At 71.1% G+C, this 12,833-nt stretch carries 14 protein-coding genes; 3 read left to right on the forward strand and 11 right to left on the reverse strand.

Features of this window, described 5'->3' with window-relative positions; translation table 11 throughout:
• Positions 1 to 46: 46 nt before the first annotated feature.
• Entirely contained in the window at positions 47 to 1,033 is a 987-nt protein-coding gene (locus ACWD0F_RS08695) for a carbohydrate kinase family protein (protein ID WP_449873316.1), read from the reverse strand.
• A gap of 102 nt (positions 1,034 to 1,135) precedes the next feature.
• On the reverse strand, positions 1,136 to 1,489 hold the full coding sequence (locus ACWD0F_RS08700; RefSeq protein WP_449873317.1) for a HesB/IscA family protein: 354 nt from the start codon (positions 1,487 to 1,489) through the stop codon (positions 1,136 to 1,138).
• Between the two features lie 156 nt (positions 1,490 to 1,645).
• Here ACWD0F_RS08700 and nadA point away from each other — a divergent pair, with 156 nt between their 5' ends.
• A complete protein-coding gene (gene nadA / locus ACWD0F_RS08705) occupies positions 1,646 to 2,803 on the forward strand; it encodes a quinolinate synthase NadA (RefSeq protein WP_449873318.1) in 1,158 nt (385 codons plus the stop codon).
• A gap of 58 nt (positions 2,804 to 2,861) precedes the next feature.
• Here nadA and ACWD0F_RS08710 read toward each other — a convergent pair whose 3' ends face one another.
• The 7 genes from ACWD0F_RS08710 to ACWD0F_RS08740 form a co-directional block, all read right to left on the reverse strand.
• Complete coding sequence (locus ACWD0F_RS08710) at positions 2,862 to 3,461, reverse strand: SIMPL domain-containing protein (protein ID WP_449873319.1); 600 nt, start codon at positions 3,459 to 3,461, stop codon at positions 2,862 to 2,864.
• A 104-nt stretch (positions 3,462 to 3,565) separates the two neighbouring features.
• Positions 3,566 to 5,644, reverse strand: a complete 2,079-nt coding sequence (locus ACWD0F_RS08715) for a protein kinase domain-containing protein (RefSeq protein ID WP_449873320.1) — start codon at positions 5,642 to 5,644, stop codon at positions 3,566 to 3,568.
• 121 nt (positions 5,645 to 5,765) lie between these two features.
• Positions 5,766 to 7,142 carry an alpha/beta fold hydrolase gene (locus ACWD0F_RS08720; RefSeq protein ID WP_449873321.1) on the reverse strand — a complete coding sequence of 459 codons (1,377 nt, stop codon included), beginning with the start codon at positions 7,140 to 7,142 and terminating at the stop codon, positions 5,766 to 5,768.
• 47 nt (positions 7,143 to 7,189) lie between these two features.
• Entirely contained in the window at positions 7,190 to 7,747 is a 558-nt protein-coding gene (gene pspAB / locus ACWD0F_RS08725; RefSeq protein WP_449873322.1) for a PspA-associated protein PspAB, read from the reverse strand.
• Between the two features lie 6 nt (positions 7,748 to 7,753).
• Entirely contained in the window at positions 7,754 to 8,656 is a 903-nt protein-coding gene (gene htpX, locus ACWD0F_RS08730) for a zinc metalloprotease HtpX (protein WP_449873323.1), read from the reverse strand.
• Positions 8,657 to 8,660: 4 nt separating this feature from the next.
• Positions 8,661 to 8,939 (reverse strand): PspA-associated protein PspAA, encoded by a 279-nt coding sequence (pspAA, locus tag ACWD0F_RS08735; RefSeq protein WP_449873324.1) that lies wholly within the window; start codon positions 8,937 to 8,939, stop codon positions 8,661 to 8,663.
• Positions 8,936 to 9,715, reverse strand: a complete 780-nt coding sequence (locus tag ACWD0F_RS08740) for a PspA/IM30 family protein (protein WP_449873325.1) — start codon at positions 9,713 to 9,715, stop codon at positions 8,936 to 8,938. The genes pspAA and ACWD0F_RS08740 overlap by 4 nt, the downstream gene beginning before the upstream one ends.
• A gap of 175 nt (positions 9,716 to 9,890) precedes the next feature.
• Here ACWD0F_RS08740 and ACWD0F_RS08745 point away from each other — a divergent pair, with 175 nt between their 5' ends.
• Positions 9,891 to 10,475: a DUF3043 domain-containing protein gene (locus ACWD0F_RS08745; RefSeq protein ID WP_449873326.1), complete on the forward strand. Its 585-nt coding sequence runs from the start codon at positions 9,891 to 9,893 to the stop codon at positions 10,473 to 10,475.
• A gap of 116 nt (positions 10,476 to 10,591) precedes the next feature.
• Here ACWD0F_RS08745 and ACWD0F_RS08750 read toward each other — a convergent pair whose 3' ends face one another.
• A complete protein-coding gene (locus ACWD0F_RS08750; RefSeq protein ID WP_449873327.1) occupies positions 10,592 to 11,509 on the reverse strand; it encodes a hypothetical protein in 918 nt (305 codons plus the stop codon).
• 57 nt (positions 11,510 to 11,566) lie between these two features.
• Here ACWD0F_RS08750 and ACWD0F_RS08755 point away from each other — a divergent pair, with 57 nt between their 5' ends.
• Complete coding sequence (locus tag ACWD0F_RS08755; RefSeq protein ID WP_449873328.1) at positions 11,567 to 12,565, forward strand: aldo/keto reductase family protein; 999 nt, start codon at positions 11,567 to 11,569, stop codon at positions 12,563 to 12,565.
• A gap of 64 nt (positions 12,566 to 12,629) precedes the next feature.
• On the opposite strand, the gene ACWD0F_RS08760 is transcribed toward ACWD0F_RS08755, so the two are convergent.
• The gene (locus ACWD0F_RS08760; RefSeq protein WP_449873329.1) at positions 12,630 to 12,779 is read right to left on the reverse strand and encodes a hypothetical protein; all 150 of its coding nucleotides are present in this window, start codon (positions 12,777 to 12,779) and stop codon (positions 12,630 to 12,632) included.
• Positions 12,780 to 12,833: the final 54 nt, after the last annotated feature.

The following is a 12,833-nucleotide window of genomic DNA, read 5'->3' on the forward strand; positions in this document are numbered from 1 at the left end:
AGAGAGCACCCCGCCGCCCGTCGGGACAGCGGGGCCTTCATGCGTGTCAGGGGTGGTAGCAGCGGACGTGCGCGGCGATCTCCTGGGCCGCGTCCGCGCCGTAGGCGGCGCTGAACCGCTCCAGGAAGACCTGCTGGCCGAGCTCGTACTCCTGGCCGCCGACCCGCTCCAGCACGTGCGTGGCGGTCAGGTTGCCGATCTGGCCGCACCGCTCCAGCGGCAGGCCCCAGGCCAGGCCCGCCAGGAACCCGGAGCGGAAGGCGTCGCCGACGCCCGTGGGGTCGGCCTTGGCCCGCTCGGGAGCGGGGGCGACCTGGATGGACGGCTCGCCCTCGCGGTCGATGACGGCGCCCTTGGGGCCGAGCGTGGTGATCCGGACGCCGACCCGGCCGAGGATCTCCTCGTCGGACCAGCCGGTCTTCTGCTCGATGAGCCCCTTCTCGTAGTCGTTGGAGAACAGGTAGGCGGCGCCGTCGACGAGCTGGCGGATGTCCTCGTCGGCCATGCGCGCGAGCTGCTGGGAGATGTCGGCGGCGAACGGGACGCCGCGCTGGCGGCACTCGTCGGTGTGCCGCAACATCGCGTCAGGGTCGTTGGGGCTGATCATCACCAGGTCGAGGGCGCCGAGGCGGTCGGCCACGGGCTGCAGCTCGATGAGCCGCGCCTCGGCCATGGCCCCGGTGTAGAACGAGGCGATCTGGTTGTGGTGCTCGTCGGTGGTGCACAGGAAGCGGGCGGTGTGCCGGGTCTCCGAGACGTGCACGGAGCCGCAGTCGACGCCATGGCGCTCCAGCCACGACCGGTAGTCGGCGAAGTCGTTGCCGACGGCGCCCACGAGGATCGGCTTCAGTCCCAGGCAGCCCATGCCGAAGGCGATGTTCGCGGCGCAGCCGCCGCGACGGATCTGCAGGTCGTCGACCAGGAACGAGAGTGACACCCGGTCGAGCTGCTCGGCGATCAACTGGTCGCCGAAGCTTCCCGGGAAGGTCATCAAGTGGTCTGTCGCGATGGAGCCGGTTACGGCGATGCGCACGGGATTCTTCTTCCTCGTTGTCAGCAGGCCTAAATGAGCCTCACGAGAATACGCGAAGGTCCCGCACGCACAAAGGCGAGCGGGACCTTCGCGGCACGTCGGCTAGTTGAACGAGTCGCCACAGGCGCACGAGCCGGTGGCGTTGGGGTTGTCGATGGTGAAGCCCTGCTTCTCGATCGTGTCGACGAAGTCGATCGAGGCGCCCAGCAGGTAGGGAGCGCTCATCCGGTCGGTGACGACGCTGACGCCGCCGAAGTCCGTCACCACGTCGCCGTCCATCGACCGGTCGTCGAAGAAGAGCTGGTAGCGCAGGCCGGAGCAACCACCCGGCTGCACGGCGACCCGCAGCGCCAAGCCCTCTTCACCCTGCTGCTCGAGCAGGCTCTTTACCTTGGCGGCTGCCCCATCAGTCAGGATCAGGCCCTGCGTCGTGGTCTCGCTGCTCTCAACCGTCATCTGCTGACTCCCTAACCCGGCTGTCTGTTTCCGACGTCCTACTAATGACGCTACCAACACCTGCGCGATGCCACACATTCCCGGGGGCACTCCCGGGGCGGATGCGGTCCTGGCCATGTGCCATCATGAGTATCGTCAGAACGACGATAAGGGGGTATGGCCATGGCCACCCAGACTGGGCTGCCGCTCTTCGTCCTCGGCCAGGGCGCCGATCCGCACAGCGAGAAGGGGGTCGACTGTCCCGGCGAGCTGCCGCCCGCATCCGACCCCGGCCTGGTGGAACGCGCGCGCAAGGCCAAGGAGGCGCTCGGCTCCCGGCTGTTCGTGCTCGGCCACCACTACCAGCGTGACGAGGTCATCCAGTTCGCCGACGTCACGGGCGACTCCTTCAAGCTCGCCCAGCAGGCGGCGGCGCGGCCGGAGGCGGAGTTCATCCTTTTCTGCGGCGTGCACTTCATGGCCGAGTCCGCCGACATCCTGACCGGCGCGGGCCAGAAGGTCATTCTGCCCGACCTGGCGGCCGGTTGCTCGATGGCGGACATGGCCACGTTCGACCAGGTCGAGGAGTGCTGGGAGGCGCTGGAGGACGCGGGGCTGGGCGATCAGGTGATCCCCGTCACGTACATGAACTCCAGCGCCGACATCAAGGCCTTCTGCGGCCGCAACGGCGGCGTGGTGTGCACCTCCTCCAACGCCCGCCGCGCCCTGGACTGGGCGTTCGAGCGGGGGCGGAAGGTGTTGTTCCTGCCCGACCAGCACCTGGGCCGCAACACGGCCGTGCTGGAGATGGGCATGTCCCTGGAGGACTGCGTCGTCTGGAACCCGCACCGCCCGAACGGCGGCCTCACGCGGGAGCAGGTGGAGCGGGCCAAGATGATCCTCTGGCGCGGCCACTGCTCGGTGCACGGCCGCTTCACGGCGGAGTCGGTCGACGACGTACGCTCCCGCATCCCCGGCGTCAACGTGCTGGTGCATCCGGAGTGCCGGCACGAGGTCGTGCTCAAGGCCGACCACGTGGGCTCCACCGAGCACATCATCAAGACGCTGGAAGCGGCTCCGGCGGGGTCGAGCTGGGCGATCGGCACGGAGCTCAACCTGGTCAAGCGGCTGGCGCGGAGCTTCCCCGACAAGAACATCTCGTTCCTGGACAAGACCGTCTGCTACTGCTCGACGATGAACCGCATCGACCTGCCCCACCTGGTGTGGGCGCTGGAGTCGCTGGTGCTGGGCGACGTCGTCAACCAGATCACGGTGGACGACGACACCGCCCACTGGGCCAAGGCCGCCCTCGACCGCATGCTGGCCCTGCCCTGACCCGCCTCCCCGGGGGGCCCGCGGGCCCTCCGGGAGCCGCCCGGCGCGGCGGGCTCCGTCAGCCGAAGTCGTAGCCGACCTGGACGCTGACGGACAACGACTGGCGGCCGGGGCTGATCGACGCGCCGGTCTCGGCCACCGCGGCCATCGTCAGCGGCTGGGGGGCGCCGCTCCTGACCTCCTCGCTCACCGACACCACCCGGCCCAGCGGGCGGCCGGCCAGCTCGGCGTACTGGGCGGCCTTGGCGGCGGCGTCGCGGAACGCCCTGGCCCTGGCCTCCTTCAGCGCCTTGGCCGGGTCGGCGAGCTCGAAGGCCACGCCGTTCAGCCTGGCCTCCTCACCGACTCCGGCGACCGTGTCGATCACGTGGTCGGCCTGGGCCAGGTCGCGGATGACGACCTCCACGCCCTGCACCGCCCGGTAGGCGGCGACCTTCGGGTACGCCTCGTACTCGGGGCCCAGGCTGAGCTCCGTCGTGCGCACGTCCTGCTCGGCGACGCCTGCCTGGCGCAGCGCCGCGCCGAGGCGGGCGGCGGCGGCTCTGACCGCCGCGAACGAGTCGGCGGCGGACGGCCGGCGCACCTCCACCCCCGCGTGCAGCCGCAGCGTGTCGGGCGCGGCCAGGACGGCGCCCTCGCCGATCACGGTGATGTCCACGCGCGCTCCCTCGGTCGGGTTCCCCCCTGATCCTAGGACGCGCCCCGGCGAGGCTCCTAGGACGCGGCCCGGTTCCTAGGACGTGGCCGGGGCGGGCCCGAGCGCTACGAGGCGGCCCGGCTGAAGCGGAAGCCCATCGTGTCGAACTCCGCCTTCTTCGGCGCGGTCGCCAGCACCCGGCCGACCCGCCCGGCCAGGTCGATCACCACGGCCTCGTAGCCGGCGCCCTTGGCCCGCCAGACCGCCAGGTGGTCGTCGTCCCACCACCCGATGAGCCGGTTGCTGACGAACGGGACGGTGAGCACCGGCGTGTCGTCGCCGGAGGCGGAGCGGGCGCAGATCCTGGCGCCGGCCGTCGTGCAGTGGGCCAGGAAACGGGTGCCGGACGGCGAGATGTCGTCGCCCTCGACCCACACCGGCGACCCGGCGTCCGCCAGGGTGCGCAGGTGCTTGCCGTTCAGGTCGTAGAACTTCATCTTGCCGCCCACCCAGGTGCCGACGGCCTGCCCGCCCGCGTCCCAGAAGAAGCGCCACTCCCCCGCGCCCTTCTCCTTGACCTGGAACGCGCGTCCGGTGCCCGCGGCCACGTCGATGATGCCGTAGCCGTACTCGACGGTGTTGTTCGCGGTGCCGCGGTAGAGGGTCACCAGGCCGTGCTCGCCGTCGGGCGACCAGCGGGGGGTGGTGGGGAAGACGGGCTTGCGGCTGAGTTCGACGACGCGCCGGACGCCGGTGGCGTGGTCGATGATGGAGACGGTGGCGTAGAAGTCGGCGCTGTAGTCGACGTCGGTGGCGAGGGCCCGGTTGGTCTTGGGGTCGAGGGCGTACTCGAAGAAGCGGGTGTCGGCGGCGAAGGCGCCGGTCGCGTGCTTTCTGACGTAGAGGCGCTTGGCGCTGCTCACGGTGTAGGAGGCGAGCCTGATGGGGTCGCCGGCCCGCTCCTCGATCCGGACCGAGGTGCCGGGCAGGGCGATCGAGCCTCCTGTGGGCGCGGGAGTGCCGGACGTGGCCGGCGGCGCGGGGGTGGACGCAGAGGACGACGCAGAAGGCGACACAGAAGGCGACACAGAGGGCTGCGCGGTGGTCGGCGCAGGGGGTGGCAGGGACCGGGTGGTGGCCAGGGCTGCGGACGGCGTGGGCGTCGTCTCGGCGCCCCGCAGCTCCCTGACCTGGACGGCCACGAAGGCGGCCGCGGCGGCGAGCGTGAGCGCTCCCGCGGCGCTCCCCGCGACGATCCAGCCGGTACGCCCGCGCCGCGCCGGCCGCGGGGGCGGGCCTGGGCGGAAGGCCGGGTGGGGCGGCGCTGGGCCCGAGGCCGCCGCGCTGCCGCGCTGGAGGAGGCCCTGGGTCTGGGGCGCCGGGGCGTGGCCCCCGGTCTGGGGCATCGGGGCGTGGCCGGCGGTCTGCGGCGCCGGGGCGTGGCCGAGCAGCCGCATCAGCGCCTCACCCGCCGCCGGCCGCCTGGCGGGGTCCTTGGCCAGGCAGTCGGTGACCAGCGCGCGCAGCGCCGGGTCGGCGACGGCGCGCACGTCCGGCTCGGTGTGCAGGATCCGGTTGACCACGGCGGGCAGGCTGTCCTGCCCGAACGGCGCCTGCCCGGACGCGGCGAACAGCAGCGTGCACGCCCACGCGAACATGTCCGACTTCGGCCCCGGGCTGGCCTCGGTGAGCTGCTCGGGAGCCATGTACGAGGGCGTGCCGATCACCGCGCCGGTCAGCGTCGAGGTGAGGTCGAGCGCCCTGGCGATGCCGAAGTCGATCACGCGCGGGCCGTCGGAGGCGAGCACGACGTTCGACGGCTTGAAGTCGCGGTGCACGATCCCGGCCTGGTGGATGGCCACCAGCGCGGTCACGGTGCCGATCGCCAGCCGGTGCAGCGACGATCCCGAGCGGGGCCCCTCCGCCCGGACGACGTCGGTGAGGGTGGGGCCGTCGATGTACTCGCTCACGATGTAGGGCCGGCCGCCGAACAGGCCGGTGTCGATGACCTGCGCCGTGCAGAACGGCGCCACCCGCCGCGCCATCGCCACCTCGCGGACGAACCGCTCAGACGCCTCGATGTTGCCCGCCAGGTCGGCGCGCAGGAGCTTCAGCGCCACCTTGGTCCCGTCCGGTCCCCTGGCGAGGTAGACGATCCCCTGTCCGCCCTCGCCGAGGCGCCCGGCCAGCGTGTATTCGCCCACTGACGCGGGATCGCCTGGCCGCGGGGCGGCGAGGTCCGGCATTGACAACCCCCCATGAAACGGCAACCTTGCCGCCATTCTGGTGTGTCGCGCGCCGCCCCGTCATCCGTTCCGGCAAGACCTAGATCGCTAAGACGGCCGCCACGACCGCCTCCGGGTCGTCGAGCTGGACCTGGTGCCCCGAATCCGGCAACCGGACGAGCTCGGCCCCGAGCTCACCGGCGAGCCGTTCCTGGCAGCCGCCCTTGGCCCCCGCGCTGATCACGGTGACGCGCGTGTCGGGGAACGGCTTGTCCGCCCGCAGCCTGGCCAGATCGGCGGCCATGACCCGGCGGGCCAGCCACTCCCCCGCCGCCGCGGTGGGCACCTTGCCCATGCGGTAGACGCCGTACGGGTCGGGCACGCCCGCCACGAGCCGGTGCAGGGCGGGCCCGGCCAGGCGGGCCAGGGCGGTGGCGGCCCACGTGCCGCCCAGGGCGGGCAGCCAGTGGCCCACCGATCCGGCGAGTGCGATCGGGCGGCGCTCGGTGACGCAGGCCGGGTCCACCAGGACGAGCCGGCCCACGCAGAGCGGGTGCAGCCGGGCGAACGCCTCCGCGTGCCAGCAGGCCACCCCGTGGGCCACCACGGTGACCTGTTCAGGGTGGGCGGGGGCCAGCGCGGCCAGACGGGCGACCTCGGCGTACAGGGTGGGCGGGGCCGGCGAGCGCGGGCTGAGACCCAGCCCTGGGCGGTCGAAGCGGATGACGCGGTGGGTGGGGGCCAGCGACCTGGCCACCGCGTCCCAGTGGAACCAGGCGCCCGCGGCGCCGGCGGTGATGAGCACCGCGGGGCCGGTGCCCTGCTCGACCACGTGGGGCACGCCGTATCCCCCGGTGCCGGGCCCGCTGGTGTCGGGGTCGTCGGAGATGAGCAGCCGCAGCGCCACGTACACCAGCCAGACCGCGACCATCGTGAGCTGCGCCCGGTGCGCGAGGCCCACCCCGTGCCCGGCCGCCAGAGCGGCCAGGGTGAGCAGTGTGGTGACCACGCTGAGCCAGGTGAACAGCCACGACACCCACGACTGCCACCGCGTGCTGAGCACCGCCATGGCGGCCAGCGCGGCGGTCACGGCCAGCGCGCCGGCCAGCGCGTGCACGTGGTGCCCGGCGGACAGGGCCCGGCCGGCGCAGGCCGGATCGCTCAGCGCGGCGCAGTCGAGCGGGACCAGCGCGGTCACGACGGTGAGCGCGCCGAACGCGGCCAGCGCCAGCCAGCCGGGCCACTCGCGCACCACCCGGGGCGCGAGCGCCACGCCGAGCGCGCAGGCCAGCCCCGACAGCGTGTCGCTCACCCGGAACAGGCGCGTCCAGGGCTGGTCGCGGGCGGCCAGCTCGCTGACGTAGCCGTCGGTCCTGTCGACCGCCGGGGTGGTGAACTGGCCGGTGATCCACGCGCTGCCCAGCACCGCCGCCACGATGAACGCGGACGCCGCGAGCACGTACAACCTTCGCTCCACGTGATCATTAGATCACCTGGCGCCACCATCGCCCAGAAGCCCCCTGGTCACAGCCCTGGAGCGCCCCAGACCGGGAACCACCGGGCCAGGTCCGGCTCCAGCGGCAGCTCGCCCTCCAGAACGCCTCTGGCCTGGAGTTCGAGCGGGTTGTCGCGCCGTTCGCCGGGCAGGGCGGCGAACGGGTAGAAGGTGCCCCGCTTGTAGAGGTAGACGATGGACAGCCGTTTGGCGCCGTGGCCGCCGAACGACACCAGCGAGCACAACAACGACGGCCCGAACCCGGACGACTCCAGCGTGGAGTTGACCGCGTGCAGCTCGGTGACCAGGTCGCTGAGCGCGTCGGGCGAGCGGCGCACCAGCAGCCAGGTGTAGCCGTAGCGGTCCTCGGACTGCTCGACGCGGTCGCCGAGCAGCGCCTTGGCGTCGCTTTCCACGGTGGCGAACGCCCCGCCCTCCGCGGCCCTGAACGCCACGGAGCCGAGACCCGTGGGCTCCAGCCCGGTCGCGGCCTGCAGCGTCACGGCCGCTGACGGGAGCGCGAAGAGCGCGTCGAGGTTGGGCTTGGCCGGTTTCGTCCGGCCGAGCAGCGTATCGAGCCAGCCCACGTGGGTTCAGCCCCTTCCGAGCTGCTTGGAGATCCGCGCCAGTTGCTCCAGCCGCTGTTCCAGCGGCGGGTGCGTGGCGAACAGGCGGGCCAGCGTCTCGCCCTTGGCCAGGGCCGGAGCGAAGAAGAAGGCGTTGAACGGCTCCGCCTCGCGCAGGTCGCGCGTCGGGATCCTGGCCATCTCACCGGTCACCTTGGTCAGCGCGCTGGCCAGGGCCGAGGGCCGCTGGGTGAGCAGCGCGCCCGCCCGGTCGGCCGCCAGTTCGCGGTAGCGCGACAGGGCGCGGGTGAGCAGGAAGCTGACGGCGTACACGATGATCGAGACGAGCATGATGATCAGCCCGATGGGAAGGCCGCCCTGGCCGTTGCCGTTGCGGCGTCCTCCGAGCCCCGTGTAGAGCGCGAACCTGGTCATGAGCCCGGCCACGATGCCCAGGAACGAGGCGATCGTCATGACGGCGACGTCACGGTGCGCGACATGGGACAGCTCGTGGGCCAGCACTCCCTCGAGCTCCTGCGGCTCCAGGCGGCGCAGGATGCCGGTCGTCACGCAGACGACGGACTTCTTCTGGTTGCGGCCGGTGGCGAACGCGTTGGGGACGTCGGAGTCCGCGATCGCCACCCGCGGCTTGGGCATGTCGGCGAGCGCGCACAGCCGGTCGATCAGGCCGTGCAGCTCAGGGGCCTCCTGCGGCGAGACCTCCCGTCCGCCCATCGCGAACAGCGCGATGCGATCGGACAGGAAGTACTGCACGAGCAGCAGGCCCCCGGCCAGCACCAGCACGGTCAGCGCCCGGACTCCGATGGAGATCAGGACGCCGGCGAACACCACGTAGAGCAGCCCGAGCAGGAACATCGTCACGACCATGCGGCTGGTCAGGCCGCGGTCGGACGGGAACCGCGTGCTCACGGGCTCAGCCCGGGATGAGGCCTTGGTCGCCCAGCATCTCCCGGACCTCCTCGATCGAGGCGTCCGCGGGGGGAAGGATCAGCTCTGACGGCTCAAGGCTGTCGTCGGGAAGCGCCTTGCCCACATGGCGCACCTTGTCGAGCAACGCGTGCAGCTTGACGCGGAAGGCCTTCTCGTCGCCCGCCTCGATGGCTGCTTCCAGCTCGCTGTCCAGCTCGTTGAGGATGGAGATGTCATCGGTGGAGATCTCCACCTGACCCTCGCCCATGATCCTGACAATCATGCGCCCTCCCCAGGCTGACGCAGGTGCTGGGTCTGGCCCGGCTGGGGCTGCCCCTGCTGCGCCTGCTGGCCGGGCTCGATCGCGCTCTTCGGCGCGGGACCCTGGCCCAGCTCGGACTTCATCCTGGCCAGCTCCAGCTCGACGTCCATGCCGCCGCCCATGCGGTCGAGCTCGGCCTGGATGTCGTCGCCGCGGGTGCCGCTGTAGTCGTCAAGCGCGCCACTGGCCAGCAACTCGTCGATCGCGCCGGCGCGGGCCTGCATCTGCGCCGTCTTGTCCTCGGCACGCTGGATCGCCAGGCCGACGTCGCCCATCTCTTCGGAGATGCCGGAGAACGCCTCGTTGATGCGCGTCTGCGCCTCGGCCGCGGTGTAGGTGGCCTTGATCGTCTCCTTCTTCGTCCTGAAGGAGTCGACCTTGGCCTGCAGCCGCTGGGAAGCCGTGGTCAGCTTCTCCTCCTCGGTCTGCAGGTTGTCATGCTGGACCTTGAGGTCGGCCATCTGCGTCTGCAGGCCCGACCGGCGTTGCAACGCCTCGCGGGCGAGATCCTCGCGCCCGACCGACAACGCCTTGCGGCCCTGCTCCTCAAGCCGCTTGGCCTGGCTCTCCAAGCCGGTGATCTGCAGTTCTACCCTTTTACGCGAGGTGGCGACGTCGGCCACCCCTCGACGCACCTTCTGCAGCAGCTCAAGTTGCCGCTGGTAGGAGTAGTCAAGGGTCTCGCGTGGATCCTCCATTTTGTCCAGGGCCTTGTTGGCCTTGGACTTGAAGATCATCGAAAGTCTCTTCATCACGCTCATGCGCGTCGGCCGTCCCCTTCTAGGTCGTGCTGGTGGTCACCCAATGCAGCGCAGCCGCCTTGGGATTACCCTACGCATAACGCACGGGGGCGTCACTAAGTTGCAGTCCAGGTAGGGTTGACGCGTGTTGCGACGCCGTTCCCAAACCTCCGTGGACGACACCCCCGTCCCCGTTGACGATCCTAAGCCCCAGGGTAAAGGTCGTCCCACACCCAAGCGCCGAGAAGCCGAGGGCAGAAAACGCCAGCCGGTTTCCGCGCCCAAGGACCGCAAAGAGGCCTATCGGCAGATGCGGGCCAAGCAGGCCACCGAGCGCGATCGTGCCCGAAAGGGCATGCTCGCAGGTGACGAGCGGTATTTTCCCGCTCGTGACAAGGGCCCCGCGCGCAAGTTCGCGCGCGACTGGGTCGACTCGCGGCGGCTGCCGAGCCAGTATTTCCTGCCGTTCTCGCTACTGATCCTGCTGGCCACATGGGTCCCCTGGCCCCCGGCCATCCGTACTCAGGTGCTGGGCTACGTCATCACGATCGGCTGGCCGATCATGATGATCGGCGTGCTCTTCACCTCCGTCTTCGTGGCCTGGAAGATGAAGAAGCTGGTCGCGGAGAAGCTGCCCAACGAGAGCGTTCGCGGCGTGGGCTTCTACGCGGCGATGCGGGCTTTGCAGATTCGCAAGCTGCGGTTCCCGCCGCCTGCGGTGCTGCCGGGCGGCAAGCCGGTCCCGCCCAAGAAATAACCGGGATCTTCCCAAATCTCGGTCAGCTCGCCACCGCGGCATCCGCCCGGCGGCGCTCGGTGAGGCGTGGGCGGCACTGCAAAGCGCCCGGCCTTGCCATGTCCGCTTCGTCAGTGCTACTCGACCCACTCCAGGCGGCCGTCCCGGGCTTCGGGGCGCCGGCCGCCGGCCGTTCCGCCCGTCTCCAGAGCGCCGGCGACGTCGCGGAGCATCGCGTAGTAGGACGGCCATAGCGGTTCGGCACTGACGTCCGGCCATACCACCGCGCCGCCGTCCGGCTCGATCTCGTACGCGTCGGCGAAGGGGATGCCCTCGCCGGACGTCCCTCGCTCCGCGCAGTTTCCCCGCCACCGGTCGCGGATGCCGCGCACGTCCCTCGGCTCGGCGAGGACACCGAGGGTGAACCGGTCCTCCGGCGGCCCTGCCATGCCGTTGTGGCGCAGCAGCGAGGCCCGCAGGTCGTCGGAGAACGCCACGCCCATCTGGGCTTCGGCGACCGCGATCGTCGTGGCCCTGCCCGGCTCTCCGAGCGTGGCGTAGGTGCGGGGTGCGTTCGCCTTCAGCCACCGCTCGACGCGCCGCCACTGGCGGTCCACCGCGGCGCGCACCCGCGGGCTGACCGGCCGGACCCGCACCGGGCCCGTCCGCACGCACGCGGCGGGAACCACGGGCTGGGGCGCCGGCGACGTGCGCGTCCGAAGCGGCTCCGGAGGCGTGTCCGCGGTGCGCGTCCGGAGCGGCTCCGGAAGCGTGTCCGCGCGGACGCCGGCGTCGATGCCCTGCTGCTCGGCCTGAGACGCCCGCCACCGCGCCGCATCGGCCTCCTGGGCCTCCGTGGGGATGAGCGCGACCGCGAGCACCAGGGCCACGATCGCCGCGATGGCGGCCCACACCAGGATCAGCCACGTGCGCCGGACCGGCGCAGGCTCCGCCGGCGCCGGCTCCGCGCCCGGCGTGCGGGCGCGGCGGCGAAGGCGTACCGCGATCGCCGTCACGATGGCCGCGGTCAGCGCCAGCCGTACGAGCTTCAGCACGTCGCGCACCCTATCCCGAAACAGATCACCCCATGGACCGGGATTAAGGTCGGGTGCATGGAATTCCGACACCTCGGTCGTAGCGGTCTCTTGGTCAGCGAGATCAGCTACGGCAACTGGCTCACCCACGGCTCCCAGGTCGAGGAGGACGCCGCCAAGCAGTGCGTGGCGGCGGCACTCGACGAGGGCATCACCACGTTCGACACCGCAGACGTCTACGCGGGCACGAAGGCCGAGGAGGTGCTCGGCCGCGCGCTGAAGGGCGTTCGCCGGGAGTCGCTGGAGATCTTCACCAAGGTCTACTGGCCGACAGGGCCCGGCAAGAACGACCGCGGACTGTCGCGCAAGCACATCACCGAATCGATCAACGGCTCGCTGCGCCGCCTGCAGACCGACTACGTCGACCTGTACCAGGCGCACCGCTTCGACAACGAGACCCCGCTGGAGGAGACGCTCAAGACGTTCGACGACCTCGTACGCCAGGGCAAGGTCCTCTACATCGGCGTGAGCGAGTGGAACGCCGACCAGATCTCGCGCGCCCTGAAGATCGCGGACGAGATGGGCTTCGACCGCATCGTGTCGAGCCAGCCGCAGTACTCCATGTTGTGGCGGGTCATCGAGACGGAGGTCGTGCCGCTGAGCGAGAAGGAGGGCATCGGCCAGATCGTCTGGTCCCCGATCGGCCAGGGGGTGCTCACCGGCAAGTATCTGCCCGGCCAGCAGCCGCCGGAGGGCTCGCGGGCGACCGACAAGAGCGGCAGCGCCATGATCTCCCGGTTCATGGGGGACGACGTGCTCACCCGCGTACAGGAGCTCAAGCCCATCGCCGCCGACCTCGGGCTGAGCATGGCGCAACTCGCGATCGCCTGGGTCCTGCAGAACCCGAACGTCTCCTCCGCCATCGTCGGCGCCAGCCGCCCCGAGCAGGTGCGCGACAACGTGAAGGCGGCGGGTGTCAAGCTGGACGCCGAGGTGTTGCGGCGGATCGACGAGGCGCTCGGCGAGGTCGTCGAGCGCGACCCGGCCAAGACGGTGAGCCCGGCCGCCCGCCCGTGACCGCCTGACCTCGAAAACCCCTTGAGCCACACGCCGCTCAAGGGGTTTTCCTATGACCCGGAGCTCACTCCGGACGCAGTGACATCCCCGTGTACTCCACCCGGTCCTCATCGAGCAACGCCACCTGCTCGACACCGGCTTCGAGCAGCTCACGCCAGTTCTCGCCGAGCCAGGACTCCGCGTCCGCCTGGCTCGGAAAAACCTCTCGCGGCAATGGGCGATCCGTTACCTCAGCGCCACTCGCGTTCTCATAACGCCACCGCCATGT

Source organism: Nonomuraea sp. NPDC002799 (assembly GCF_053592075.1).